The organism is Pseudomonas sp. BN606, assembly GCF_029873115.1.
GTDB lineage: Bacteria > Pseudomonadota > Gammaproteobacteria > Pseudomonadales > Pseudomonadaceae > Metapseudomonas.
The window spans coordinates 75984-101472 of the sequence record NZ_SSOF01000082.1; the positions used below are offsets into that span (position 1 = coordinate 75984).

The following is a 25489-nucleotide window of genomic DNA, read 5'->3' on the forward strand; positions in this document are numbered from 1 at the left end:
GTCATGCCCGGTTTTACAGGATGCGGCGCAGGGTTAGAATTGCGCCTTTCGCCCCTTGTCTGAAGCGGACCCCATGGCCCTGCCGACACTTCGCATCATCGGCTTTCTCAACGGTATCTTCCTGATCACCCTGGCGGTCAGCATGGCCATTCCCGTGCTGACACTGGTGACCTACGACCGCACAGGCGACATCAATTCCTTTGTCTGGTCGAGCTTGATCACCTTCATCGCGGGACTGGCGCTGATCATTCCCGGGCGCCCCGAACACGTCCACCTGCGCCCTCGCGACATGTACCTCCTGACAGTGTCGAGTTGGATCGTCGTTTGCGTTTTCGCGGCCCTGCCCTTCCTGTTCACCCAGCGCATCAGCTACACCGACGCCTGGTTCGAGAGCATGTCCGGCATCACCGCCACTGGCGCCACGGTACTGAGTGGCCTGGACAACATGTCGCCAGGCATCCTCATCTGGCGCTCGCTGCTGCACTGGCTCGGGGGCATTGGCTTCATCGGCATGGCGGTAGCGATCCTGCCACTGCTGCGCATTGGTGGCATGCGCCTGTTCCAGACCGAATCGTCCGACCGCTCGGACAAGGTCATGCCGCGCTCCCACATGGTGGCCAAATACATCGTCGCCATTTACGTGGGCTTCACATTGATTGGCTCCCTGGCCTTCTGGGCCGCCGGTATGAGCCTGTTCGATGCGGTCAACCACGCCATGTCGGCTATCGCCACCGGCGGATTCTCCACGTCCGATCAGTCCCTGGCCAAGTGGGACGCGCCGGCGGTGCACTGGGTAGCGGTGGTCGTGATGATCCTCGGCAGCCTGCCCTTCATGCTCTACGTGTCGGTCCTGCGGGGAAATCGCAAGGCCCTGATCAAGGATGAACAGGTACGCGGCTTCATCGCCCTGCTGCTTGCGACATGGCTGGTGCTAGGCACCTGGTACTGGCTGACCACCGAACTTCACTGGCTGGATGCGCTGCGCCACGTGGCGGTGAACACCACATCCATCCTCACCACTACCGGTTTCGCCCTGGGCGACTACAGCCTCTGGGGCAACTTCTCACTGATGTTGTTCTTCTACCTGGGCTTCGTCGGCGGCTGCTCCGGCTCGACCGCCGGCGGCATCAAGATCTTCCGATTCCAGGTCGCCTACATCCTGCTGAAAGCCAACCTGACGCAACTGGTGCATCCGCGCGCGGTGATCAAGCAGAGCTACAACGGCCACCGGCTGGACGAAGATATCGTCCGCTCGATCCTGACCTTCTCGTTCTTCTTCACTCTAATCATTTGCGCCATCGCCCTGGGCCTTTCGCTGATGGGGCTGGACTGGATCACCGCACTCACCGGCGCCGCGGCGACGGTTTCCGGCGTAGGCCCCGGGCTGGGCGAGATCATTGGCCCGGCGGGCAACTTTTCCAGCCTGCCGGACGGCGCCAAGTGGCTGCTGACTCTCGGCATGCTGATGGGCCGCCTGGAGATCCTCACCGTCCTGGTCCTGCTCACGCCTTATTTCTGGCGGCACTGAGGCTCAGTGCGCTAGCGGTTTAACTGTGGGAGCGATTTCAATCGCGAATGAATTCGCTCCCACAGGCTTTCGTAGGTTGGTGCGGGCGGCGTTCCGCTAGAGCGCAGCGAAAGGCAACGCTTCGGCGCCTGTAACTGACTGCGTTGGGCCTCATAGACTCGGACCAACCCACGGGGCCGCTAATTTCCCACGGCGGGCGCGGATCAGACCTCTTCCAGGCGCGCTCGGTATTCTCCCGGTGTGCTGTCGAACCAGCGGCGGAAGGCACGGAAGAAGTTGCTCGGATCAGCGAAACCCAACAGGTAGGCAATCTCCAGCAAGGTCAGGTTTGCCTGTGCCAGGTACTGCTCGGCCAGCTCGCGGCGCGTGTCGTCCAGCAGTTGCTGGAAGCTCACACCCTCTTCCTGCAAGCGCCGTTGCAGGGTGCGTTGCGAAAAGTGCATCAGGCTCGCAACCACCTCGCGCTTGGGCTCGCCCTGGGGCAACAGGCGGCAAAGCACCTGCCGCACCTGGTGGGTGACGCGGGTACCGGAGAAGCGCGCCAGGTAGTCACCGGCGAAGCGATCGTGTAGCTGGGCCAGAGATTCGTTCGCGGTGGGCAATGGCGTATCCATGTCAGCGCGACTGAACAGCAAGGCGCAGTGCTCGGCATTGAAACGCAACGGGGCCTGAAACACCTGGCGATAGGGTTCGAGGTCCGTGGGCGCCGGCCCCTGGAAACGAATCTCCAGCGGGTTGATCGGTCGCCCGGTCATCCACCGGCAGAATGCCAGGCAATAAGCCATGGACGCCTCGGCGCTCTGCCGCGCCGGCGGCAGCCGATCGCCATGGATCGACAGCCGCAGCTCGTAGCCTTCCGGCGTGCCGCCGAAGCTGAGGTCGGCGCCCTCGGCGATGATTCGCTGGTAGCGCACCAGCCGCGCGAACCCCTCCTTGAGAGTGCGGCTGGACATCAGCGCATAGCCGACCACGTGGAAGGATGCCGGCCGTACGACCTTGGCCATGTTCAGGCCGATGGCCGGATTACCGGACAGCTCGACCGCGCGCAACCAGAGGCGTGTCATGCCGTCCTGGGGGAAACGGGCTTCAGGATCATTCAAGGCCTGGTAGTCGAGACCGAGTTCGGGAAACAGGTTGCGGCAGTCCACACCGCCCATTTCCAGGGCCTGGACTATCCCCAGGGCCCAGCTCGAAGAAGTCGTGCGTTCGCTCATGGCGCCTTCTTGTTCTGAAGTTCAAGGCAGCCGCCAGCAGGGCGGCGTGCCGGCAAGGATACTAAAGTGGCGCCCATTGTCACTGGCCCCCGGAGACAGCCGTCCTACACTGCTCCAGACAACAAGAACCTGGAGCAGCCACCATGCCCGCCGAGTCCGTCCATCGCTTCCAAAGCTTCGCCGAGTTCTACCCCTACTACCTGCAGGAACACAGCAACGACACCTGCCGCCGTCTCCACTACGTCGGCAGCCTGCTGGTGCTCAGCATCCTCGGCTATGCACTGGCTACCCAGCAGTGGATCTGGCTGCTGGCCATTCCCTTCGCCGGCTACGGCTTTGCCTGGGTTGGCCACTTCGTCTTCGAGAAGAACAAGCCGGCCACGTTCAAGTATCCGCTTTACAGCTTCATGGGCGACTGGGTGATGCTGAAGGACGCGCTGACCGGGCGCATCCGTTTCTGAGCCCGGAAACTCGGAGGGACTGGCGCCAGCTTGGCCGCCAGTCCCTCGCTTGGTTATGATCCCGCACCAGCCAAAGCCATGGCCCAGGACTTGCAGCATTTCGCTAACGCTGCAAACCCGCGTCAAGAAAGCACCAGGGACAGACCCAAGCCATGAAGCCTGCCATGCTCGATCCTTCCACAGCGACGCCCGTCCTGCGTGAGTACTACTCGCGTGTGCTGGCCTATATGGCCATCGCCGCCAGCATCGCTGCCGGCACCTCAGTCCAGCATTTCGGCTTCGACATCCTCTGGATGGTGCCCTACGCCCTGCTCTATCCACACCTGGCCCACCATCTGAGCCTGCGCTTCCCAGGCAAGCGCACGGACCGCATCCTCCTCGGCATCGACACCTTCCACGCTGGCGCCGCCGTCGCCCTGCTCGGTTTTTCCGTCGTGCCTACGCTGATGGTCGTGCTGACCCTCTGCTTCAGCGCCATGATCCTCGGCGGGCTGCGCCAGATGGCCCTCGTGCTGGGCGGTTCACTGATCAGCATGACCCTCGTCGGCCTGGCGCTGCAGCCGGCCATCAAGGGCGGCACCCCAGCCCTGGTGTCCGTGGTCAGCGTGTTTTTCACCACTCTTTACATCTGCATCACGGCCTATTTCGTGCACCAGCAGGGCCTGCGCCTGGCCCAGGCACGCAGTGAGATCAAGCGCGAGCAGGAAAAGGCGGCGCGACTGGCCCGCAACCTCGCCAAATACTTGTCGCCCCAGGTTTGGGAAATGATCTTCAGCGGCAAGAAGAGCGTGCGCCTGGAGACTCAGCGCAAAAAGCTCAGCGTGTTTTTCTCCGACATCAAGGGCTTCACCGAGCTCTCCGAGGAACTCGAAGCCGAAGCCCTGACGGACCTGCTCAACAACTACCTCAACGACATGTCGAAGATCGCCCTCAAGTACGGCGGCACCATCGACAAATTCGTCGGCGACAGCGTCATGGTGTTCTTCGGCGACCCCTCCACCCAAGGCGCCAAGAAGGATGCCGTGGCAGCCGTCTCCATGGCGGTGGCCATGCGCAAGCACATGAAGGTTCTACGCCAGCAGTGGCGCGCCCAGGGCATCACCAAGCCGCTGGAAATCCGCATGGGCATCAACACCGGCTACTGCACCGTGGGCAACTTCGGCGCGGACACGCGCATGGACTACACCATCATCGGTCGCGAAGTGAACCTGGCCAGCCGCCTGGAAACCGCGTCGGAAGCTGGCGAGATCCTTATTTCCCACGAGACCTACTCGCTGGTGAAAGACGTGATCATGTGCCGCGACAAGGGCCAGATAAACGTCAAGGGCTTCACCCGTCCAGTGCAGATCTACCAGGTGGTGGATTTCCGTCGCGACCTGGGCGCCGCCTCCAGCTACGTCGAGCACGAACTGCCCGGCTTCTCCATGTACCTGGATACCAACAGCATCCAGAACTACGACAAGGCCAAGGTCATCCAGGCCCTGCAACTGGCCGCGGAAAAACTGCGGGACAAGATCATTCCCTGATCAATCACCAACTTGTAGGGGCAAACTCATTCGCCAAGCAGGCCGAAGGTCTGCCCATAGAGTTTGAAAGGGAGCAGCTGCGCTGCCCTTGGCGAATGAATTCGCCCCTACAGTTCGGGAACCGCGTCCGGGAAAGATTCGCCATCCAGTAATGGTTGCCGCGCCAGGAATTCCAGGGCCGAAGCCCGCCAGGAAAGCCGTCCCGCCCTCTCAGCGCATAGTTCGCGATCCAGCTCCAGCGCTGCCAGGCAGGCCGTTTGCAAGTCTTCGTCCATGCAACCGGTCGTGCCGGACTCCAGCACATCCAGCGGACCGGCCACCGGAAAGGCCGCCACCGGCGTGCCGCAGGCCAGGGCTTCGAGCATCACCAGGCCATAGGTATCGGTCAGCGAGGGAAACACCAGGACGCTGGCCTGGGCATAAAAGCGCGCCAACTCCTCGCCCTGGCGGAAACCAAAGAAGCGCGCAGCGGGATAGCGCGATTCAAGCTCGCGCCGCAACGGGCCGTCTCCTACCACCCATTTCTCGCCAGGCAAATCCAGTCCGAGGAATGCCTCGACGTTCTTCTCCGTGGCCAGTCGGCCAACGTAGAGGAACACCGGCATCTCCGGCTGGGGCAACGCCACGGGGCGAAACAGCGCCGTGTCCACGCCCTTGCGCCACAAGTTGAGCCAGACCAGGCCATGTTCGGCGAACGTCTCGCGCATGCGCTCGGTAGTCACCAGTACCGCCTGGCTGGGACGGTGGAACTGGCGCAGGAAGGCATAGCCCCAGGAGAGGGGCAGCCAGGGCCAGCGGCCATGAACGTATTCAGGGAAACGCGTGTGGATAGCGCTGGAAAAGGCCAATCCGCGCTTGACCAGCCAGTGCCTTGCGGCCCAGCCGAGAGGCCCTTCGGTGGCCAGGTGCACACAGTCGGGCTGGAACGCCTCGATCATCGGCCCCACCCGCCAAAGGTCCCAGGCCAGAGGGATTTCCGGATAGCTCGGACAGGGCCGGCAACGAAACCCCTGGGGAGACAGCAACAGCACTTGGTGCCCAAGGCCTTCCAGTTCTCCCACCAGCGCCTGCAGGCTGGTGACCACGCCATTCACTTGGGGCAACCAGGCATCGCTGACGATCAGTATCCTCATGCCGCCGGCTCGACCAGCCCCACGGCGCGCTCTTCCAGCTCCCGCGCCTGTGCGTCAGCCAGTCGGTAGAGTTCGATGCTGCCGTCCCAGTGCTCGATCAGTGCCGTGCAGGACTCCACCCAATCACCGCAGTTCAGGTACTCCACCCCACCCACCTTGCGGATTTCCGCGTGGTGGATGTGGCCGCAGACCACGCCATCCAGGCCACGCTTGACGCATTCGTGGGCGATGGCTTCCTCGAAGTCGCTGATGAAGTTCACCGCGCTCTTCACCTTGTGCTTGAGGTAGGCCGACAGCGACCAGTAGCCGTATCCCCAACGCTCGCGCCAGTGGTTGAGCCAACGGTTCAGGGTAAGGGTGAACTCATAGGCGGAATCACCGAGAAATGCCAGCCACTTGTGGTAGCGAGTGATCACGTCGAACTGGTCGCCGTGGATCACCAGCATGCGGCGGCCATCGGCGGTCTCGTGTACCGCCTCGTCCACCAGCTGGATGTTGCCCAGCATCAGTGCCGAGTAGCGCCGCAGGAATTCGTCGTGGTTGCCGGTGACGTAGATAACCTCCGTGCCACGCTTGCTCATGGTCAGCAGGCGGCGGATCACGTTGGTGTGCGCCTGTGGCCAGTAAATGCCGCCCCTGAGCTTCCAGCCATCGATGATGTCACCGACCAGATAGATTCGGTCGGCGTGGTACTGCTTGAGGAAGCGCGCCAGGTGCTCGGCCTGGCAGTCGCGGGTGCCCAGGTGGACATCGGAGATCCACAGGGTACGCACGCGTTGCTTGCGCGGCTTGGTCTTGTTGACGGGTTCCAGGCGTTCGACGCTGCTCATGGGCGACCTCCGGCGGGGTTTCGCCGATGGTGAGCTTTCGCGGTGAACCGGGAATGAACGCTAGGTTGCAGGCCTGTGACAGGCGCCGCGCAACAGGGAGTAGAATGGCCGCCTGCCCGAGGTAAGCGCCATGCATTCGATCCTGTCCCTGCGCCAGTACAACCACGACCTGCTGGTCCACAGCCATGACTACGCCCAACTGGTATTTGGCCTGACGGGCAGTCTGGACTTCGAAGTGGATGGTCTCGGCGCAAGGGTCGAGCGCCAGACCCTGGCGGTGGTACCGCCCGAAGCCAGGCACGCCTGCGGCAGCCCGGGTGGCAGCCTCTGCCTGGTTGTAGATGTGCCCGACGACGACTGGCTGCGGCACACCCTGGGCCGTCATTTCGATGCCGGCCGACGCTTGCTGGAGCGCCCAGGTGCGCTGAACCTGAACCCGGCCCAAAGTCAGCTGGTCAGCTGGATCGCCGCCTGCCCCCTGGCCGATGAAGTGATTTCTGGCCAATCCGCCGGATTGCTGCTGGCCAGCCTCGCCGCTCCCGGCATGCAAGTGGAGGACAGCAGTGTCCTACCCCTGGTCGCACTCGACGCCCATATCGACCAGCATGCCGCCCACCCCTTGCAAGTCGCCGATCTGGCGCGCCTCTGCGGCCTTTCGGTGGCACGTTTCCACACCCGTTTTCTCAGCGAAACCGGGCAAACGCCCATGGACTACGTGCGCGCCCGGCGTCTTCATCTCGGCCGCCAACTGCTGCTGGAAAGCCGTCTGGCCGTGGGCGAGATCGCTGCACGAGTCGGTTACAGTTCCCAGAGCGCCTTCACCGCGGCCCTCTCCCGCGAATTCGGTCTCACCCCTCGTGCCCTGCGCAGTGGTCGCGAGTAACGCGACAAAGCCCGCGAGCCTGACGACAGACAAGGCCGTTCGTCGTCACTAGACTGGTGCGACTGCCAACAGGGAGAACCCTATGTCCACCATCGAATGGGCCGACTTCGAGCGCGTCGAGTTGCGCGTCGGCACTGTATTGTCCGCCGCCCTCAACACCAAGGCGATCAAACCGGCCTACGTGCTGGAAGTGGACCTGGGCGAACTCGGCGTGAAAACCTCCAGCGCCCAGATCACCGCCCATTACCAGTCTGAAGAGCTGGTCGGCCGCCAAGTGCTCTGCGTCTGCAACTTCGCGCCCAAGCGCATCGCCGGCATCCGTTCGGAGATTCTCGTCACGGGTGTGCATGACGACGAGAACAAGGTGGTGTTGGCCAGCTTCGACAAGCCGCTGCCCAACGGGGCACGCTTGGCATGAAGGAGCGTAACGCGTTGCTGGCCATTCACCTGGGCGCCTTGCTGTTCGGGCTTTCGGGCATCTTTGGCAAGCTCGCCAATACCGCGCCGATGATCATCACCTTCGGTCGCGGGCTGTTCGCTGTGATCGCCCTGGCGCTCTTCGCCCAGCTCATCACGCGTGGCAAGAGCCCGAATCCAAGCCTGCGCCAACTGGCCATGCTGGCGCTCGGCGGCCTGCTGCTGGGCGCTCACTGGATCACCTTCTTCCACGCGGTGCAGGTGGCCGGAGTGGCCATCGCTACCCTTGGCTTCGCCAGCTTCCCGGCCTTCACCCTGCTGCTGGAAGGGTTGCTGTTCCGCGAGCGCATTCGCGTCCAGGAATTTCTGATAGTCGCCCTGGTAAGCCTGGGCCTGGTGCTGGTAACGCCCAGCTTCGACTGGGGCAGCGCGGCCACCCTGGGTCTGTTGTCGGCGATTCTTTCGGGCCTGCTGTTCTCGCTGCTGTCACTCCTCAATCGCGTCAGCGTGAAAGGCCTGGACCCGGTGAAGGCGGCGCTCTGCCAGAACCTGACCATTGTGTTGTGCCTGGCGCCCTTCAGTTGGCCACTGCTACATGCGGTGCAGCCAATGGACTGGTTCTGGATCGCCCTGCTCGGGGTGTTCTGCACCGGCCTCGCCCATAGCCTGTTCGTCGCCAGCCTCAAGGTGCTGAAGGCGCGTACCACGGCGGTCATCTTCGCCCTGGAGCCGGTCTACGGCATCGCCTTCGCCTGGTGGTTGTTCGACGAGCAGCCCGGTCTGCGCATGCTGGCCGGCGGCGCGCTGATCATCTTCGCCATCGCCCTGTCGGCGCGCAAAGGTGCGGCTGTCGAGGCAAAGCCCGCTACAGCCTGAGGATCGCGGAACTGGGCGGGCGAGCGCTACCCGCAGCCTGCCGTCTGGGGAATGGCAACACCCGCCCGGTTCCGCGAAACACGTTCAGGCAGCCTGCCCCACTTCCGGCAGCCCGCCGCCCGATTCCTGTTCCAGCAACCAGCGGCAATAGCGTTCCACGCCCTGCTGCACGTCCAGCATCGGCTGACGGAAGCCGGTTTGGCGCAAGCGGCTGATATCGGCCTGGGTGAAACACTGGTACTTACCGCGCAGGGCATCGGGAAACTCGCTGTAGGACAGCAGGCCTTGCTCGCACATCGCCGACAGGCTGAGCGGCGGCAGGCCTTCATCGGCGCGCAAGGCGTTGACCATGCTCCAGGCCACATCATTGAATGGCTGGGCCCGTCCGCTGCCGAGATTGAAGATGCCGGAGCGCTGTGGCTGGTCGAGAAAGTGCAGGTTCACCCGCGCCACGTCCTCCACTGAAACGAAGTCCCGCAGGTGCTCGCCGCCACCATAGCCTTCGTAAGTACCGAACAGGCTGACCTTGCCGCTCACGCGGTACTGTCGAAAGCAGTGAAAGGCCACCGATGCCATTCGCCCCTTGTGGCACTCGCGCGGGCCGTAGACGTTGAAGTAGCGCAGGCCAACCACCTGGCTGCGTGCCTTTGGTAGCAAGCGCCGCACTCGCTGGTCGAAGAGGAACTTGGAATAGCCGTAGACGTTCAGCGGCCGTTCCGCCTCGCGTTCCTCGCGGAAGACTCGATTTCCACCGTAGACAGCTGCCGACGACGCATAGATGAAGGGCACGCCCTGGGCCAGGCAGGCCTCCAGCAGCTCGCAGCTGTAGCGATAGTTGTTGTCCATCATGAAGCGTCCATCGCCTTCCATGGTGCTGGAGCAGGCACCCTGGTGGAACACTGCGCTCGGCCGACTCAGACGCCCCTCGCGCAGAAGCGGGAGCAGATCCCGCTTGTCCAGGTAGTCGGCGATCTCGCCATCGGCAAGGTTGCGGAACTTGTCGCCCTCGGTCAGATCGTCGACGGCGATGATGTCGGTCTCACCGCGGCCGTTGAGTGCCTGAACCAGGTTGCTACCGATGAAGCCGGCTGCACCGGTGACGATGATGCTCATGACGGACTGCCTCCACAAAGATGGAAATGCCGTCAGGCTATGCCTCGAAAGGCGCCATCCCGTTGATCTGAGGCAAACGCGGAAGGATCAGGAACGGTCGTTGTGACCGAGGTCCCGCGCCGGGTCGATCTGGTCACGCACACGCTGCTTGAGCACCTTCGCCTCGGGGAAACCGCCATCGACCTTGCGCTCCCAGATCTGCACGCCGTCGCAGGTAATACGGAACACGCCGCCGGTGCCAGGCTCCAGGCTCACCCTGCCGAGGTCGTCGCCGAAGGTGCTGAGCAGTTCCTGGGCCAGCCAGGCGGCACGCAACAGCCATTGGCACTGGGTGCAGTAGGTGATGACGATTTCGGGCTTGCTTGCGGACATGGCTGGGCTCGGCGACAGGTTGGACGCCCTATAATAGCCGGCTTCGGATCTTCGCCTGACCAGGGATGCGTTATGCGCCGCCTTCTGCTTTGCCTGCTGTTTTTCCCCCTCCTTTGCCTCGCCCAGCCCGAACCTCGCATCGGTCTGGTGCTCTCCGGCGGCGCCGCCCGCGGCCTTGCCCATATCGGCGTACTCAAGGCGTTGGAGGAACAGGGCATCAAGGTCGACGCCATCGCCGGCACCAGTATGGGGGCGGTCATCGGCGGGCTATATGCTGCTGGCTACCCGGTGGAGGAGCTGGAGCAGATCGCCGTCAACATGGACTGGCAGCAAGCGCTGTCCGACGACCCGCCGCGCCAGGAAGTCCCCTTCCGCCGCAAGCAGGACGACCGTGATTTCCTGGTCAAGCAACGCCTGAGCTTCCGCGACGACGGCAGCCTCGGCCTGCCGCTGGGTGTGATCCAGGGCCAGAACCTCGCCCTGCTGCTGGAGAGCTTGCTGGTACACACCAGCGACACTCGCGATTTCGACCAGTTGGCCATTCCCTTCCGCGCTGTCGCCACGGACATTGCCACCGGCGAGAAGGTGGTATTCCGCAAGGGCCACCTGCCACAGGCGATCCGCGCCAGCATGTCGATACCCGCAGTTTTCGCCCCGGTGGAAGTGAACGGGCGACTGCTGGTGGACGGCGGCATGGTGGATAACATCCCGGTGGACGTGGCGCGCGAGATGGGCGTGGACCGCGTGATCGTGGTCGACATCGGAACGCCGCTGCGCTCACGCAAGGAACTGGCCACGGTGGTGGACGTCCTCAACCAGTCGGTCACCCTGATGACCCGCACCAACTCCGAAGCCCAGCTGGCCACGCTCGAGCCCACTGACGTTCTCATCCAGCCGCCGCTCGCCGGCTACGGCGCCACCGATTTCGGCCGATCCCACGAGATGATCGACGCTGGCTACCGGGCCACACAGATACTCGCCACCCGGCTGACAGAGCTGCGCCCCCTGTCAGCCAGTCGCGACCAGGAACTGGACAGCGCGCGCCTGCCCAGTGAGCGCACGCCGGTGATCCGCAGCATCCTCATCGAGAACGACTCGAAGATCGGGGACGCGGTCATCCGTCGCTACATTCGCCAGCCCCTGGGCCAACCTCTGGATCTCGACCGTCTGCAGAGCGACATGAGTACCCTGTATGGCCTGGACTACTTCGAGCAGGTGCATTACCGGGTGGTCAAGCGCAAGGACGGCAATGCCCTGGTAATCAATGCACGCGGCAAGCGCGCCGGGACCGACTACCTGCGCCTGGGCCTGAACCTTTCTGACGACATGCGTGGCGACAGCGCCTTCAACCTGGGTGCCAGCTACCGCAAGAACGGCATCAACGAACTGGGCGCCGAATGGCTGACGCGTCTGCAACTGGGCGACCATCAGGAGCTCTATAGCGAGTTCTACCAACCGCTGGACGCCGGCTCGCGCTATTTCGTCGCCCCCTATCTGTTCGGCGAGGCACAGAACGTCGAAGCCATCCTCGACAACGACCCCATCGCCGAATACCGCCTGGAGCGCTACGGCTACGGCCTCAACCTGGGCCGGCAGATTGCCAACAACGGTGAAATCCGTTTCGGCGTCGGCCAGGCCTGGGGCCAGGCGGATGTGCGGGTGGGCGAGCGCGACCTGCCCAGCTTCGAGTTCACCGAGGGCTACTACGAGCTGAAGTACTCCTTCGACACCCTGGACAATGTGGACTACCCCCACGAAGGTGAGGACATCAGCCTGACCCTGCGCCAGTTCGATCCCGGCCTGGGTTCCGACGAGCGCTATCGGCAGTGGCAGCTGAGCCTCGACAAGGCGCTGGGCGCAGGTCCGGACACCTTAGTCCTTGGTGGCCGCTACGGTCGTACCCTGGATGATGCCGAAGTGATCACGTCGAGCTTCCTTCTGGGCGGTGCACGCCAGCTCTCGGGATTTCGCCAGGACTCCATCGCAGGACAGAACATCGGTCTGGCGCGGGCGGTCTACTACCGCCGCCTGACCCAGCGCTCCTTCCTGCCGCTGGACTTCCCGGTGTATGTCGGCGGTAGCCTGGAGCGTGGCCGGGCCTGGAACAACGACAACAGCTTCGACAGCGGCTACATCAACGCCGCCAGCGTGTTCATCAGCTTCGACACTCCCTTGGGGCCCCTGGACTTCAGCTACGGCCTGAATGACGAAGCCGAACGCGCGCTCTACCTCAATCTCGGCCGAGTGTTTTGATGAGCTGTCGCAGGTTGGCGCAGAGCGCGGCGAAGCCCAACATTGCAAGCCTCGGCTTCGCGTGTCGGGCCTCGCACAGCTCAGCCACAACCGACAAGAGCTGACTGCGCGAATGGAAATAACCAAATGACCTTTTAGTATTAAAAGCCCATAAGGCCATCAGCTATAGTCGCCCGCTCACACTGCCTAGAAGGAACGCCCTGTGAAACGACTGTTCTCCGCCTCCCTCCTTGCCGCCGGCCTCGCCCTGGCCAGCGCTGCCCAAGCCGCGCCGACCCTGCTCAACGTTTCCTACGACGTGATGCGCGACTTCTACAAGGACTACAACGCCGCCTTCCAGAAGCACTGGAAAGAGGAGAAAGGCGAGAACATCACCCTGCAGATGTCCCACGGCGGCTCCAGCAAACAGGCCCGCGCGGTGATCGACGGCCTGCCCGCCGATGTCATCACCATGAACCAGGCCACCGACATCAACGCCTTGGCCGACAACGGCGGCCTGGTGCCGCAGGACTGGGCCGCCCGCCTGCCGAATAACAGCGCGCCGTTCACTTCGGCCACCGTATTCATCGTGCGCAAGGGCAACCCCAAGGGCCTGAAGGACTGGCCGGATCTGCTCAAGGATGGCGTGCAGGTCGTGGTCCCCAACCCCAAGACCTCCGGCAACGGCCGTTACACCTATCTTTCCGCCTGGGGCTACGTTCTCAAGAACGGCGGTGACGAGAACAAGGCCAAGGAGTTCGTCGGCAAGCTGTTCAAGCAGGCGCCGGTGCTGGACACCGGCGGCCGCGCCGCCACCACCACTTTCATCCAGAACCAGATCGGCGACGTGCTGGTGACCTTCGAAAACGAAGCCGAGATGATCGCCCGCGAGTTCGGCCGTGGTGGTTTCGAAGTGGTCTACCCCAGCGTTTCCGCCGAGGCCGAGCCGCCGGTGGCCGTGGTCGACAAGGTAGTGGACAAGAAAGGTACCCGCGTTGCCGCCGAGGCCTATCTCAAGTACCTGTGGAGCGACGAAGGCCAGACTATCGCCGCCAACAACTACCTGCGCCCGCGCAACCCGGAGATCCTCGCCAAGTACGCCGACCGTTTCCCGAAAGTGGAATTCCTCTCCGTGGAGAAGACCTTCGGAAACTGGCGTGACGTGCAGAAGACCCACTTCAACGACGGCGGCATCTTCGACCAGGTCTACACCGGTCAGTAAACCTCCGGCCTGCCCGCATCAGCGGGCAGGCTTCCCCCTCCAGCCCTGTACCTTCAAAGCCTCCAGCAGGGTCTCCCCGTCCAGCGCCGGAACTCGCCGGCCGTCCGCGCAGACCATCTCGCGCCCGGCCAATAGCGCATTGATGATGGCCTCCTCCACCGCCTCCGCAGCCGCCGCGAACAATGGCGAGATGTGATCGTTGTTGACCATGGCGAGCGGCGTGCTGAACGGCAGGCCTTTGCGCGCGTAGTCCGCCGCAGGCATGTCCCGGTTGCCGGTGGCGAAGGCGAGGAAGATGTCGCCGCTGGAGTCCTCGGTACCGCCACCGGTGCGGGCGATTCCGATGGAGGCACGCTGGGCCAGGCGCTGGCATTGGTGCGGCAGCAGCGGCGCATCGGTTGCCAGAATGACCACAATGGAACCCATACCGGGGGTATCACGCTCGGCGAAGGGTGACTCGATTTCCCGCAGCGCGCGGCCGACCGGATAACCATCCACGCGCAGCTCCTGGCGCACACCATGGTTCGCCTGTACCAGGGCACCCACGGTCCAGCCCCCCTGCTCCGCGGCGAGACGCCGGGAAGCGGTTCCGATACCGCCCTTGAACTCGTGGCAGATCATGCCGGTACCACCGCCCACCGGACCTTCGCTCACCGCACCGGAGCGAGCCCCGACCAGCGCCTCGGTCACCTGTTCCGGCCCTACATGCTGACCCCAGATATCATTCAGCAGGCCATCGTAGGTTTCCATCACCACCGGCATGCACCAGTACACCGCATCCCTGGCCCCGTCCCGCTCGGCAGCCACGAGCGCATCGCGCACCACGCCGACGCTGTGGGTATTGGTAATGGCGATGGGCGTGGTCAACAGGCCTGCCTCGCGAATCCACTCCAGTCCGGTGGCATCCCCATTTCCGTTGAGCACATGGCAGCCGGCGAAGCAGGGCTGCTCGCGCGCCGAACCGTCACGGGGCTGCACCACCGTCACACCGGTGCGCACTGGCTTGTCGTCGCGCTCCTCGCAGATCGTGCTGTGGCCGACCCGCACACCCGGCACATCCGTGATGGCGTTGAACTCACCCGGCGTACCGAGTCCGATGGTGATACCAAGTTGACGCGCGCGCATAGCGACTCCTGTGAATCAGAGTTTCTGGAAAGCTGGGCTGAGTTTGCCGTAGGTGCCATAGAGGATGGCCGATACAGCCAGCAGCCCGAAGATGATCAAAAGATCCCGGCTGGATGCTTCCTGGGACAGGTTGAGCAGCAAGTACCCCGCACCGGTGACTGCCAGCAGCGCAGGCAGCGGCCAGAGCGGCATGCGGTATCCGTGCTCGACATCACGCCGCAATACGCGACTGAAGAGCGCACAGAGGCCGACGATCAGGTAGACCAGGACGATCAGCAACACCGTGAAGGAGGTCATCTCCGCCAGGTTGGAACTGAAGCTGAGCAGCGCCGACGGCACGGCCAGGAACAGCGTGGCCAGCCAGGGCGACTCCCAGCGTGGATGGATGCGGGTGAAAGCGCGATTGAGGGAAGGCATCCACAGCTCGTCGCGGCCGCTGCTGAAGATCACTCGGCCGATCTGGATGACGATGGCGATGATGGCGTTGAACACGGAGAGGAAAATGCCGGCACTGACCAGTCGCGACAGCGTCTCGTTGCCATGGCTCGTGAGCAGGTAACCGATGGGGTCGGGGCTGGCGATCATTTCCGAGAGCGACGGTGCGCCGATGAGGATGGCGGTGAGCGGGATCAGCTCGATGGCGACCACCAGCAGCAGCGACCAGAGCACAGCACGGGGAACCCCACGACCGCCACATTTCATGTCTTCGGCCATGAGCACCGCCCCACCGAAGCCGTTGTAGGAGAACAGCGCCATGCCGACTGCACTCAGCACCAGCGCCATGGGTGCCACGCCCAGTACGCCGTTGTCGACGATCTGCGGATGCAATAGCACGCTGGCCGGCTGCGAGGCATTACCGAAACCGAGCGCGACTATCACCAGCAGGGCCGCCACTTCCAGAAGCAGGCAGGCGCCAGTGACCCAGGCATTGAGCTTGATGTTGAGGATACCCAGCAGGTAGCTGGCGGCCACGACCACCAGTGCGACCACTTGCGAGTCGAGCTGCGTGCCGAGCGCGACGTTGAGGTAGGTCGCAGCCCCGGTGGCCAGCACCGGCGGGATGAACAGCAGCATCGCCAACACCAGGAGGAAGGTCGCGTAGCCGGGCAGGCCGCCGAACACGCGCTTGGCGTAGACGTATTCGCCACCGGCAGACTTATGGGCACGCCCCAGCTCCGCGTAGGACCAGGCGAACATCAACGCCAGCACGCCGGCAAGCGCGTAGGAAAGGAAGGCACCGCTACCAGCCTGCTGGATGGCGAAGGGCGCGATGACGAAAACTGAACTCGCGGGGGTGACACTGGAAACAGTGATGGCAACTACGTCAGCGGTGCTCAGCCTGGGCTTGAGCACGCCGTTCTCCGGGGTGGGGGCGGGCATATCCTGATCCTCTGGTTGTTATTGGTGGTTGAGGCAGTAGGAATTGGTAAGGTGCGTCGCGTGATGGGGACGCTGTCGTTGTGGGCAGATTCTCGGCAGACCTCCCGGAAACGCCAATCACCCTATTGGAGTACGCCCCTTGACGATGCCCGCCCCGGATCAGCCAAGCTTGGGTACCCCTTCCCCTCATATCGATAGGAGAACCGGATGGACAGTCTGTTCAGGGAAGCCGCCCTGCACGCCGGCCTGGGCCGCACAATCGGACAGCTCGGTGGCGACCGCTTCTGGAAACAGCTCATCCTGCTGCTGCACCAGTGGCTGCCCTTCGACAATGCGCTGGCGACCTTCTACCCAAGCGACGGGGCGCCTCAACCCCAGGAGGAGTACGACGCTGAACCGCAGGCCGGGCCGGCCTCCATGCCTGTCTACCTGGACGGTTTGTACCTGCTCGACCCGTTCTACCAGGCTTGCCGCGAAGGCCTACCCAATGGTTTCTACCGGCTGGAAGAGATCGCACCTGACCATTTCCGCCAGAGCGAGTACTACCTGAACTACTTCCACGACAACGTTCTGGAAGACGAGGTGCAATTCATCGTCCAGCTGGAGAGCCAGGGCAGCCTCTCATTGTCGCTGGGCATGCGTCGCCGCTTCAGCGCCGAGGAGTGTGGATTGCTGGGGTTGCTGTCGGGATGGGTCTTGCCACTGATGAAACAGCACTGGCTGCAGCGCACCCATGTTCCGTTGCTGACACGCCAGGATGAAGTGGCCTCGCAGGTGCGCGACGCCCTGAGCCAGTTCGGCGCCGGTGTGCTGTCGGATCGGGAGCTGGAGATCGCCCGACTGATCCTCCGGGGTTACTCGTCCAAGGCCATGGCCGAGCGACTGGCGATTTCACCGGAAACGGTGAAAGTGCATCGTCGGCATCTCTACGCCAAGCTGGACATTTCTTCCCAACCGGAGTTGTTCTCGCTGTTCATCCAGGCCCTGGGACACGACCCGGAAAACCCCTGAGCTCTACTTGAAAGTCTCGGCCCACTCGGCGAACTGCATGCACTGGCCGAACGTCAGCACGTCCTGCGTATCGGCCAGGCAGTCGATGGAAACCCGGCTCTTCTCGCTGGCAACGTACTCGCTCACGCATTCACGCTCGTTGCGCTTCAAGCCCTTGTAGAAGTCGTCCATCTTGAACATGGCCTTGTCCAGCTGGTTCTGGGTGATCTTCTGCTTGCGCACTGCATCGCGACCGAGCTTTTGCGTCTCATTGATCAAGGTGGGCATACGCGCGATAGCCGTAGAGCACTGCTGCATGCCCTTTTGCTGGAGCTGGGCGGGTGTGAGCGATGGTGACTGCGCCGCGGCGTCCACAGCAGGTTCCGGCTGCTTGGGCGGGAGCGCATCCATGCTGTTCACCTGGAGGTTGTCGCTCTGTACGGCGCGGCTCTGGGGCGGCGGAGTGTCGGTGAAGTGCAGCTTCCCATCGGCATCGCGCCACTGGTAGACCTGGGCGGTAAGGGGTTGCGCCAACAGCAGGGCAATGGCGGCAAAAGCAAGACGGGGCGGCATCCTCGGCCTCCTAGATAGCGCAGTGCCAGCACACTACATAAGGTGCTCGTCGAGGGCAACTGGCGGGGGCAAGGATGTGTAGATCTTCTCTTATGGCCCGGCGCGGCCAGGGGACGTGGAGCGGGCAGCGGGCTCGCTCCACAACGCCGGAATCAGTGGAAATGCCGGCCTAGACCTGCCGGAACGCCGCTGGCGTCGGTGGGCTGCCAGGGTCCCTGCGGGCTATTGGAGTAGCTCCAGCCATTATCCCAGCGATAGTAAACGCGCTCGCGATAGAAGACGTTGCGCTCACCTTCGAGCACATAGACGCCCAGGCCGGTATCCCAATAGCAATTACCACCGGGTGGCGGAGCGAAGCGCGGGTGGGCCTTCATGCGCGGGGCCTGCTTGGGAGGCTGCGGCTGCACCGGCGGAATGGGGCGATTCTGCGGCGGCGGAGTCTGAACCGCTGGCGGCTTGCGGGAAGGCTCCCACTCCGGCTCATCGGGTTCATGGTACGGACCCTGGCCAGCACAGCCGGCCAGGGTCAGCAGGAGACAGATCAGGGGCAGGCCGAAGCGAGTGCTCGGCGCTGCCGAAAGTGCAGTTTGGATGGTCATTTCTTGTCCGGGCTGTCGATGGTCAGTCGTTGGGTATCCGACGTACCAGTAGACAGCGGCGAACTGCTTCCTATCCATTCACCTGCGGTCGCATTGCCACTACGGGAGATCCGGGCGACCAGTTGCACCTGTGGGAAGTTGGACAGCTTTAGCTGCGGCATCATCGCGTCCGCGTCGCTCAGGCTTACTTCCACCGGCAGGTCGGCCACAGTCATGCGCTTGACCGCCAGTGGCATGGGCGGACCGGAGGTGGCGCGGGCGAAGATGAACACACTGTCGCCCGGCTGCACCTTATCCTTCAGTGCTGCCGCCAGATCGACATGGACCTTGAGCTGGGCACCGGTTGGAGCCGGGGCTGCGGCGGGCTCTTCTACTGCCACACCGCTTTCCTTGAGCTTTTCGCGCGCCTTGTCGATACCGCCCTGCAGGGCAGCGCGGGACGGGTCGTCAGCCGGAAGCTGGGTGATCAGGCGCTCCCAGTAGGTGATCGCATCCTGGAAGCGGCCTTCCTCGAAGCCTGCAATACCAAGCAGTCCGAGACTGGTGATTTCGTTGGGGTCGGCCTTCAGGGCCTCTTCAGTGAGCGCCTTGACCTCGGGGGTCAGCTTCTTCTGGCTGGCGAAGTACAGGGCCTGTGCCCACTGGCCAAGCAGCTCGGGCTCACGGCCCCCGCGCTTGACCGCCTGCTCGTAGGCACGCGCGGCGTCCGCCGGCCGATCCTGGGCCATGTAAGTACGACCAAGGAAGTACCAGCCTTCAGCGGATTCCGGCTGTGCCTCGACCACCCGCTCCAGGCGCGAAGTCATTTCTTCGATGCTGCGCGGCTGCTCGCGCAGTTCACGGGCCAGCTCCACCTTGTTGCTGGCGCCCCAATGCAGGTACAGGCCAAAACCGAGTGCCGGTGCAAGGATGGCGGCCACCAGCGGCAGGGCCTTGCCCAACCGGGAAATGCGGTTGATGTCGGCACCTTCGGTATCGGCCAACAGCTCACGGGCTGCTTCTGCGCGGCCAGCCTCGAACTGCTCGGCCGTCAGGGTGCCGGCGGCGTGCTGGGAGTCCAGTTCGTCCAGGCGCTCCTGATAAAGGGCCACGTTGAGGGCGGTGCGGTCTTCCTCGGTCTGGGCCTTGCGGCCGCGGAGCACGGGGATCAGCAGGAAAGCCAGGGCGACCAGCAGAAGCAGGCCGGCGGCGAGCCAGAAATCGATCATGAGTCTTTCTTGTCCTGGTTCTCGGAGTTCAGCAGGGCATCGAGGCGGGCCTGCTCATCGGCGGAAAGCAGCACCTGCGCAGGGCTGTTCTCTACTCGGCGGCGGCGGACGACGATGATGCCCAGCACCACCAGCCCTCCTATCAGCAGGCCAGCGGGGCCATACCAGAGCAACACGGTGCGGGCGTTGACCGGCGGCTTGTAGCGCACGAAGTCGCCGTAGCGCGCCACCAGGTAGTCGACGATCTCGTCGTTGTTCTTGCCCTCCTCCAGCATGCGGAAGATTTCCCGGCGCAGGTCGGTGGCAATCGGTGCGTTGGAGTCGGCGATATTCTGGTTCTGGCACTTCGGGCAACGCAGTTCTTCGGTCAGGACGCGGAAGCGCTCGCGCTCGGCCTCATCCTTGAACTGGTAGGTATCGATGGCGGCCTTGGCGACACCGGTAAGGGCCAGCCCCAGCAGGGCAGCAGCGATCAGACGCTTCATTTGCCGCCCTCATCCGCCAGGGACTGGTACAGAGGGGCCAGTTGCTCGCGCCAGACCACTTCGTCGATCACGCCGACGAACTTGTGGCGAATGATGCCGTCCTTGTCGATCAGGAAGGTTTCCGGCGCGCCATACACGCCCAGGTCCAGACCGAGGCTGCCCTGTTCGTCGCGGATGTCCAGCTGATAAGGGTTGTGGAATTCCTTTAGCCATTTCAGCGCGGCGGCGTTGTCATCCTTGTAGTTGACGCCGTAGATGGTCACGCCCATCTGTGCCAGCTTGTTCAGCACCGGGTGCTCGACGCGGCAGGAGACACACCAGGTGCCCCAGACGTTAACCAGCGCCGGCTTACCTTTGAGATCGGCCTCGGTGAGGGTGCGCTCGCCGGTTACATTGGGCAGCGAGAAGGCCGGGAACGGTTTGCCGATCAGGGCCGAGGGTAACTCGGCCGGGTCAAGGAACAGCCCGCGATAAAGGAATACCGCGATGGCAAGGAAGCCCAGCAGCGGCAGGACGAGGATCAAACGCTTCATGCTTGGGCTCCAGCCATCCCCAGCGCCTCACGGACGCGGGTCTTCACTTTCACGCGGTAGCGGCGGTCGAAGGCCGCCAGCAGGCCGCCAAGGCCCATCAGCAAGCCGCCCAGCCAGATCCAGCGGACGAAGGGTTTGACGTGAACGCGCACAGCCCAGGCGCCATTGTCCAGGGGTTCGCCGAGCGCGACGTAGAGATCGCGGGTGAAGCCAGCGTCGATGCCGGCTTCGGTCATCACCGATTGCTGAACGGTGTAGAGCCGCTTCTCCGGGTGCAATACCGTCACCTGGTTCTCGCCCTCATAGACGGTCACGGTTCCCTTGTCGGAGGTGAAGTTCGGGCCTTCATGATGCGCAGCGCCCTCGAAGAGGAAACGATAGCCGCCCAACTCCACCGACTCGCCCGGAGCCAGCCGCAGGTCGCGCTCAGCGCTGTACTGGCTGGATAGCACTACGCCCAGGGCACAGACGGCGATACCGGCGTGGGCCAGTTGCATGCCCCAGTAGCTACGGGTCAGGCCAGCGGCGCCTTTGAGCAGGCCCTTGTGACGGGTCTTGTCGAGCAGATCGCGAACACCGGCCAGCACGACCCAGGCGGACAACGCGCCCACAGCCAGCACCGCCCAGTGGAAGTCGCCATAGAAGAAGGCGGCCAGCACACCCAACAGCAGGCTGCCGATCAGCACCGGACCGAGCATGCCCAGCAGCCATTTCACCGGCGTATCCTTCCAGCGCACCAGCACGCCGACCGCCAGGGCCAGCATGACGAGGCCCATCAACGGCAGGAACAGGGCATTGAAGTACGGCGGGCCCACCGACAGCTTGGCGCCAGACAAGGCATCCAGTACCAGCGGGTAGAGGGTGCCGAGCAGGATCATCGACGCCGCCACCACCAGCACCAGGTTGTTCACCAGGAGCAGGGTCTCGCGGGACCAGAGAGCGAAGCCCACCTGGCTCTTCACAACGGGAGCACGCACCGCGAACAGCGCCAGCGAACCGCCCACTACCAACAGCAGGAACGCCAGGATGAACACACCGCGCTCCGGGTCGGAGGCAAAGGCGTGTACAGAGGTCAGCACGCCGGAACGGACCAGGAAGGTGCCCAGCAGGCTGAGGGAGAACGCCGCGATGGCCAGCAGCACGGTCCAACTCTTGAACACGCCGCGTTTCTCGGTCACTGCCAGGGAGTGAATCAGCGCAGTGCCCACCAGCCATGGCATGAAGGAGGCGTTTTCCACCGGATCCCAGAACCACCAGCCGCCCCAGCCCAGCTCGTAGTAGGCCCACCAGGAGCCGAGCACGATGCCGACGCCAAGGAAAGCCCAGGCGATGATGGTCCATGGCCGCGACCAGCGCGCCCAGGCGGCATCCAGCCGTCCGCCGAGCAATGCGGCGATGGCGAAGGCGAAGGCCACCGAGAAGCCCACGTAGCCCATGTACAGCATCGGCGGATGGACGATCAGGCCGAAGTCCTGCAGCAACGGATTGAGGTCGTTGCCGTCAGCCGGCATGTTCGGCAGCAGGCGATTGAACGGGTTGGAAGTGACGATCAGGAACAGCAGGAAGCCGATGCTGATCATCCCCATGACCGCCAGCACACGAGCCAGCATCACTTCCGGCAGTTGCCGGGAGAAGATCGAAACCGCGAAGGTCCAGCCACCGAGGATCAGGGCCCACAGCAGCAACGAGCCTTCGTGGGCGCCCCAGACGGCACTAAACTTGAAGTACCAGGGCAGTGCACTGTTGGAGTTACTGGCGACATAGGCGACGGAGAAGTCATCCACCATGAACGCGTAGGTCAGGCAGCCGAAGGCAAAGGCCAGGAAGGTGAACTGCCCCCAGGCAGCCGGCTGAGCCAGGCTCATCCACTGGCGGTCACCACGCCAGGCGCCGATCAGCGGCAAGGTCGCCTGCACCACAGCCATGCACAGGGCAAGAATCAGGGCCAGGTGGCCGAGTTCGGGAATCATCAGGTCACCCCTCCTTCTTCGGGAGTTGGCCACTTTCCTTGAGGGCCTTGGTCACTTCCGGCGGCATGTAGTTCTCGTCGTGCTTGGCCAGCACTTCGTCAGCCACCAGCACGCCATCGGCATTCAGCTTGCCAAGGGCGACAATGCCCTGCCCTTCACGGAACAGGTCGGGAAGAATGCCGTGGTAGCGGATGGTCACGTTCTTCGCGAAATCGGTCACGACGAACTGCACGTCCAGGGAGTCGCCGCTGCGTTGCACCGAGCCCTTTTCCACCATGCCGCCAGCACGAATACGGGTGTCCTGCGGGGCCTCGCCATTGGCGATCTGAGTGGGGGTGTAGAACAGGTTGATGTTCTGTTGCAGCGCGGACAGCGCCAGCGCCACGGCGATGCCCACACCCGCCAGGATGGCAAGGATGATGAACAGGCGCTTCTTGCGAACCGGATTCACTTCGACTCCTCCCGGCGCAAACGACGCGCCTCGTCTTGCAGGTAACGGCGCCGCGCGATCAGCGGCATGGCGACGTTGATGGCCAGTACCACCAAGCTGATGCCGTAGGCGGTCCAGACATACAGGCCATGGTTACCCATGGCGAGAAATTCGGTGAAGGAAGAAAAACTCATCAGACCTTACCCACTTGTGCCTGAATCTCGGCCTTGGCCCAGCTGGCGCGGGACTCGCGCTTGAGCACTTCCAGGCGCATGCGCATCAGCATCACGGCGCCGAAGAAGCAGTAGAAGCCGAGCACCATGATCAGCAGCGGCACCCACATTTCCGCCGGCATGGCCGGCTTCTCAGTGATTTTGAAGGTGGCAGGCTGGTGCAGGGTGTTCCACCACTCCACCGAGTACTTGATGATCGGGATATTGATCACGCCGACGATCGCCAGCACCGCACAGGCCTTGGCAGCACTGTCACGATTGCTGATCGCCTGCCCGAGGGCAATGAGACCGAAGTACAGGAAAAGGAGGATGAGCATCGACGTGAGGCGGGCATCCCACACCCACCAGGCGCCCCAGGTCGGCTTGCCCCAGATGGCGCCGGTAACCAGAGCCACGAAGGTCATCCAGGCACCGATAGGCGCGGCGGCCTGCAAGGCGACATCGGCGAGTTTCATCTTCCAGACCAGACCCACTACCCCGCACACGGCGAGCATGATGTAGCAGGACTGGGCGAGGAAGGCCGCCGGCACATGGATGTAGATGATTCGGAAGCTGTTGCCCTGCTGGTAGTCCGGCGGCGCGAAAGCCAACCCCCAGACCAGGCCGAGGGTAATCAGGATCACCGCTCCCCAGGCGAGCCAGGGCAGCCAGCGACCGCTGATCTCATAGAACCACTTCGGCGACCCGAGCTTGTGGAACCAGGTCCAGTTCATCGGGGCCACCTGCTCGGCGCTGCGGCCTGTTCGGACATCGGCAGTTTTCTCATCAGGGCAACTCTATTTCTTATTCGCCGACGCTGATGGTCAGGCCAGCGGCAATGGCAAAGGGTGTCAGGGTCACCGCCAGGGCGGTGAGGCTCGCCAGCCACAACAGGTGGCCGACGGTCGGCAATCCTTGCAAGGCCGCCTGCAACGCCCCGCTGCCGAGAATCAGCACCGGGATGTACAGCGGCAGGATCAGCAGCGCCAGCAAGAGGCCACCACGCTTGAGACCGACAGTCAGCGCGGCGCCGACGGCGCCCAGCAGGCTCAAGACCGGGGTACCCAGCAACAGCGAAATCAGCAGGACGGGCAGGCATCGTGCCGGCAGGCCAAGCATCAGTGCCAGCAACGGGGCCAGCAGCACCAGGGCCAATCCGGAAAAGAGCCAGTGTGCCAGCACCTTGGCCAGGACCAGAAGCGGCAGGGGGTGCGGCGAAACGACCCACTGTTCGAGGGAGCCGTCTTCGAAGTCACTGCGGAAAAGCCCGTCCAGCGAGAGCAGGACGGCCAGCAGGGCCGCTACCCAGACCAGGCCGGGGGAAAGGCTTTGCAACAATTGGGTCTCGGGGCCGACGGCCAGCGGAAACAATGCGACCACTATGGCGAAGAACACCAGCGGGTTGGCCAATTCCGCCGGACGGCGTACCAGCAGGCGGGCTTCGCGGGCGACCAGCAGTGTGAAGACGTTGCTCATGCGCGGCGCTGCCCCAGGTCGAGTTCACGGTAGCCGGTGGGTACCTGGCCCATGGTGTGGTGAGTCGTGAAGACAACCAGGCCGCCCTGCTCGCAATGGCTCGCCAGATGAGCCTCTAGCTGGGCAACACCCTGCTTGTCGAGGGCGGTGAAGGGTTCATCGAGAATCCACAGCGGTGGCGCGTCCAGGTACAGGCGTGCCAGCGCGACGCGGCGCTGCTGCCCGGCAGACAGGGTGTGGCAGGGTACATCTTCAAAACCACGCAGGCCGACCGCTTCCAGTGCCCGCCAGATGGCGTCGCGCTCGGCGGGCTGGTGCAAGGCGCAGAGCCAGCGCAGGTTTTCCTCCGGGGTCAGCAAACCCTTGATACCGGCGGCATGACCGATCCACAGGAGGTTGCGCGCCAGCTCGCTGCGCTGGCTGGCCAATGGCTTGCCGTTCAGGCGAACTTCACCGGCAGTGGGCTGCATCAGACCGCAGAGGAGACGCAGCAGGCTGGTCTTGCCACTGCCATTGGGGCCGGCGACCTGGAGCATCTCGCCACGGGACAGTTGCAAGTCCAGCCGCTCGAACAGCAGGCGCCAATCCCGCTCGCAGGCGAGGGCCACGGTCTCGAGATAGGGACTGGTCACGGCATGAGTACCCGGGATGTATTCAAGTCAGGAAGGTGCCGGCCGCTATAATGGAGAACTCCAAGGCTC

The 25489-nt window shown here is 63.6% G+C and carries 27 protein-coding genes; 9 read left to right on the top strand and 18 right to left on the bottom strand.

Annotated elements, in window-relative coordinates:
- The first annotated feature begins 73 nt into the window (after positions 1 to 73).
- A complete protein-coding gene (locus tag E8E75_RS25540; protein WP_120649994.1) occupies positions 74 to 1528 on the top strand; it encodes a TrkH family potassium uptake protein in 1455 nt (484 codons plus the stop codon).
- Positions 1529 to 1731: 203 nt separating this feature from the next.
- On the opposite strand, the gene E8E75_RS25545 is transcribed toward E8E75_RS25540, so the two are convergent.
- A complete protein-coding gene (locus E8E75_RS25545) occupies positions 1732 to 2742 on the bottom strand; it encodes an AraC family transcriptional regulator (protein ID WP_153917431.1) in 1011 nt (336 codons plus the stop codon).
- 143 nt (positions 2743 to 2885) lie between these two features.
- Between E8E75_RS25545 and E8E75_RS25550 the strand changes: the two genes are divergently transcribed.
- Positions 2886 to 3203, top strand: coding sequence for an Mpo1-like protein (locus E8E75_RS25550; RefSeq protein WP_120649992.1), 318 nt, complete (start codon positions 2886 to 2888; stop codon positions 3201 to 3203).
- A 152-nt stretch (positions 3204 to 3355) separates the two neighbouring features.
- Positions 3356 to 4729 carry an adenylate/guanylate cyclase domain-containing protein gene (locus E8E75_RS25555; protein WP_120649991.1) on the top strand — a complete coding sequence of 458 codons (1374 nt, stop codon included), beginning with the start codon at positions 3356 to 3358 and terminating at the stop codon, positions 4727 to 4729.
- A 107-nt stretch (positions 4730 to 4836) separates the two neighbouring features.
- On the opposite strand, the gene E8E75_RS25560 is transcribed toward E8E75_RS25555, so the two are convergent.
- Positions 4837 to 5862 carry a glycosyltransferase family 1 protein gene (locus E8E75_RS25560; RefSeq protein ID WP_153917429.1) on the bottom strand — a complete coding sequence of 342 codons (1026 nt, stop codon included), beginning with the start codon at positions 5860 to 5862 and terminating at the stop codon, positions 4837 to 4839.
- Positions 5859 to 6692 carry a UDP-2,3-diacylglucosamine diphosphatase gene (locus E8E75_RS25565; protein ID WP_120649989.1) on the bottom strand — a complete coding sequence of 278 codons (834 nt, stop codon included), beginning with the start codon at positions 6690 to 6692 and terminating at the stop codon, positions 5859 to 5861. Before E8E75_RS25565 ends, E8E75_RS25560 begins: the two co-directional genes overlap by 4 nt.
- Before the next feature lie 130 nt (positions 6693 to 6822).
- Here E8E75_RS25565 and E8E75_RS25570 point away from each other — a divergent pair, with 130 nt between their 5' ends.
- From E8E75_RS25570 to E8E75_RS25580, 3 genes are all read left to right on the top strand, one after another.
- A complete protein-coding gene (locus E8E75_RS25570) occupies positions 6823 to 7575 on the top strand; it encodes an AraC family transcriptional regulator (protein WP_120649988.1) in 753 nt (250 codons plus the stop codon).
- A gap of 82 nt (positions 7576 to 7657) precedes the next feature.
- Complete coding sequence (locus E8E75_RS25575) at positions 7658 to 7993, top strand: tRNA-binding protein (protein ID WP_120649987.1); 336 nt, start codon at positions 7658 to 7660, stop codon at positions 7991 to 7993.
- Positions 7990 to 8868, top strand: a complete 879-nt coding sequence (locus tag E8E75_RS25580) for a DMT family transporter (protein ID WP_120649986.1) — start codon at positions 7990 to 7992, stop codon at positions 8866 to 8868. The genes E8E75_RS25575 and E8E75_RS25580 overlap by 4 nt, the downstream gene beginning before the upstream one ends.
- Positions 8869 to 8952: 84 nt before the next feature.
- On the opposite strand, the gene rfaD is transcribed toward E8E75_RS25580, so the two are convergent.
- A complete protein-coding gene (rfaD, locus tag E8E75_RS25585) occupies positions 8953 to 9981 on the bottom strand; it encodes an ADP-glyceromanno-heptose 6-epimerase (protein WP_153917427.1) in 1029 nt (342 codons plus the stop codon).
- An 87-nt stretch (positions 9982 to 10068) separates the two neighbouring features.
- Entirely contained in the window at positions 10069 to 10353 is a 285-nt protein-coding gene (locus E8E75_RS25590; protein ID WP_120649984.1) for a SelT/SelW/SelH family protein, read from the bottom strand.
- A 72-nt stretch (positions 10354 to 10425) separates the two neighbouring features.
- Between E8E75_RS25590 and E8E75_RS25595 the strand changes: the two genes are divergently transcribed.
- Together E8E75_RS25595 and E8E75_RS25600 are read left to right on the top strand one after the other, a co-directional pair.
- Positions 10426 to 12606 (top strand): patatin-like phospholipase family protein, encoded by a 2181-nt coding sequence (locus E8E75_RS25595; protein WP_153917425.1) that lies wholly within the window; start codon positions 10426 to 10428, stop codon positions 12604 to 12606.
- A 202-nt stretch (positions 12607 to 12808) separates the two neighbouring features.
- Entirely contained in the window at positions 12809 to 13807 is a 999-nt protein-coding gene (locus tag E8E75_RS25600; protein WP_120649982.1) for a sulfate ABC transporter substrate-binding protein, read from the top strand.
- 18 nt (positions 13808 to 13825) lie between these two features.
- Here the strand turns inward: E8E75_RS25600 and E8E75_RS25605 are convergent, their stop codons facing one another.
- Positions 13826 to 14932 carry a P1 family peptidase gene (locus tag E8E75_RS25605; protein WP_120649981.1) on the bottom strand — a complete coding sequence of 369 codons (1107 nt, stop codon included), beginning with the start codon at positions 14930 to 14932 and terminating at the stop codon, positions 13826 to 13828.
- A gap of 15 nt (positions 14933 to 14947) precedes the next feature.
- Positions 14948 to 16312 carry an APC family permease gene (locus E8E75_RS25610; RefSeq protein WP_153917423.1) on the bottom strand — a complete coding sequence of 455 codons (1365 nt, stop codon included), beginning with the start codon at positions 16310 to 16312 and terminating at the stop codon, positions 14948 to 14950.
- A gap of 207 nt (positions 16313 to 16519) precedes the next feature.
- On the opposite strand from E8E75_RS25610, the gene E8E75_RS25615 reads away from it, so the two are divergent.
- Complete coding sequence (locus E8E75_RS25615; RefSeq protein WP_153917422.1) at positions 16520 to 17323, top strand: helix-turn-helix transcriptional regulator; 804 nt, start codon at positions 16520 to 16522, stop codon at positions 17321 to 17323.
- Between the two features lie 3 nt (positions 17324 to 17326).
- Here the strand turns inward: E8E75_RS25615 and E8E75_RS25620 are convergent, their stop codons facing one another.
- The 11 genes from E8E75_RS25620 to ccmA all read right to left on the bottom strand — a co-directional run bounded on the left by E8E75_RS25620 (position 17327) and on the right by ccmA (position 25438).
- Positions 17327 to 17875: a DUF4124 domain-containing protein gene (locus E8E75_RS25620; protein ID WP_120649978.1), complete on the bottom strand. Its 549-nt coding sequence runs from the start codon at positions 17873 to 17875 to the stop codon at positions 17327 to 17329.
- A 152-nt stretch (positions 17876 to 18027) separates the two neighbouring features.
- On the bottom strand, positions 18028 to 18474 hold the full coding sequence (locus E8E75_RS25625) for a hypothetical protein (RefSeq protein ID WP_153917420.1): 447 nt from the start codon (positions 18472 to 18474) through the stop codon (positions 18028 to 18030).
- Positions 18471 to 19682, bottom strand: coding sequence for a c-type cytochrome biogenesis protein CcmI (gene ccmI, locus E8E75_RS25630; protein WP_120649976.1), 1212 nt, complete (start codon positions 19680 to 19682; stop codon positions 18471 to 18473). The genes E8E75_RS25625 and ccmI overlap by 4 nt, the downstream gene beginning before the upstream one ends.
- On the bottom strand, positions 19679 to 20167 hold the full coding sequence (locus tag E8E75_RS25635; protein WP_120649975.1) for a cytochrome c-type biogenesis protein: 489 nt from the start codon (positions 20165 to 20167) through the stop codon (positions 19679 to 19681). The genes ccmI and E8E75_RS25635 overlap by 4 nt, the downstream gene beginning before the upstream one ends.
- On the bottom strand, positions 20164 to 20700 hold the full coding sequence (locus E8E75_RS25640; protein WP_120649974.1) for a DsbE family thiol:disulfide interchange protein: 537 nt from the start codon (positions 20698 to 20700) through the stop codon (positions 20164 to 20166). The genes E8E75_RS25635 and E8E75_RS25640 overlap by 4 nt, the downstream gene beginning before the upstream one ends.
- Positions 20697 to 22670: a heme lyase CcmF/NrfE family subunit gene (locus E8E75_RS25645; protein WP_153917418.1), complete on the bottom strand. Its 1974-nt coding sequence runs from the start codon at positions 22668 to 22670 to the stop codon at positions 20697 to 20699. Before E8E75_RS25645 ends, E8E75_RS25640 begins: the two co-directional genes overlap by 4 nt.
- Positions 22671 to 22674: 4 nt before the next feature.
- Complete coding sequence (gene ccmE / locus E8E75_RS25650; protein ID WP_120649972.1) at positions 22675 to 23121, bottom strand: cytochrome c maturation protein CcmE; 447 nt, start codon at positions 23119 to 23121, stop codon at positions 22675 to 22677.
- A complete protein-coding gene (gene ccmD, locus E8E75_RS25655) occupies positions 23118 to 23294 on the bottom strand; it encodes a heme exporter protein CcmD (protein WP_120649971.1) in 177 nt (58 codons plus the stop codon). Before ccmD ends, ccmE begins: the two co-directional genes overlap by 4 nt.
- Positions 23294 to 24046 carry a heme ABC transporter permease gene (locus tag E8E75_RS25660; protein ID WP_120649970.1) on the bottom strand — a complete coding sequence of 251 codons (753 nt, stop codon included), beginning with the start codon at positions 24044 to 24046 and terminating at the stop codon, positions 23294 to 23296. The genes ccmD and E8E75_RS25660 overlap by 1 nt, the downstream gene beginning before the upstream one ends.
- A 70-nt stretch (positions 24047 to 24116) precedes the next feature.
- Positions 24117 to 24788 carry a heme exporter protein CcmB gene (gene ccmB / locus E8E75_RS25665; protein ID WP_120649969.1) on the bottom strand — a complete coding sequence of 224 codons (672 nt, stop codon included), beginning with the start codon at positions 24786 to 24788 and terminating at the stop codon, positions 24117 to 24119.
- On the bottom strand, positions 24785 to 25438 hold the full coding sequence (ccmA, locus tag E8E75_RS25670; protein WP_174235597.1) for a cytochrome c biogenesis heme-transporting ATPase CcmA: 654 nt from the start codon (positions 25436 to 25438) through the stop codon (positions 24785 to 24787). The genes ccmB and ccmA overlap by 4 nt, the downstream gene beginning before the upstream one ends.
- Positions 25439 to 25489 lie beyond the last annotated feature (51 nt).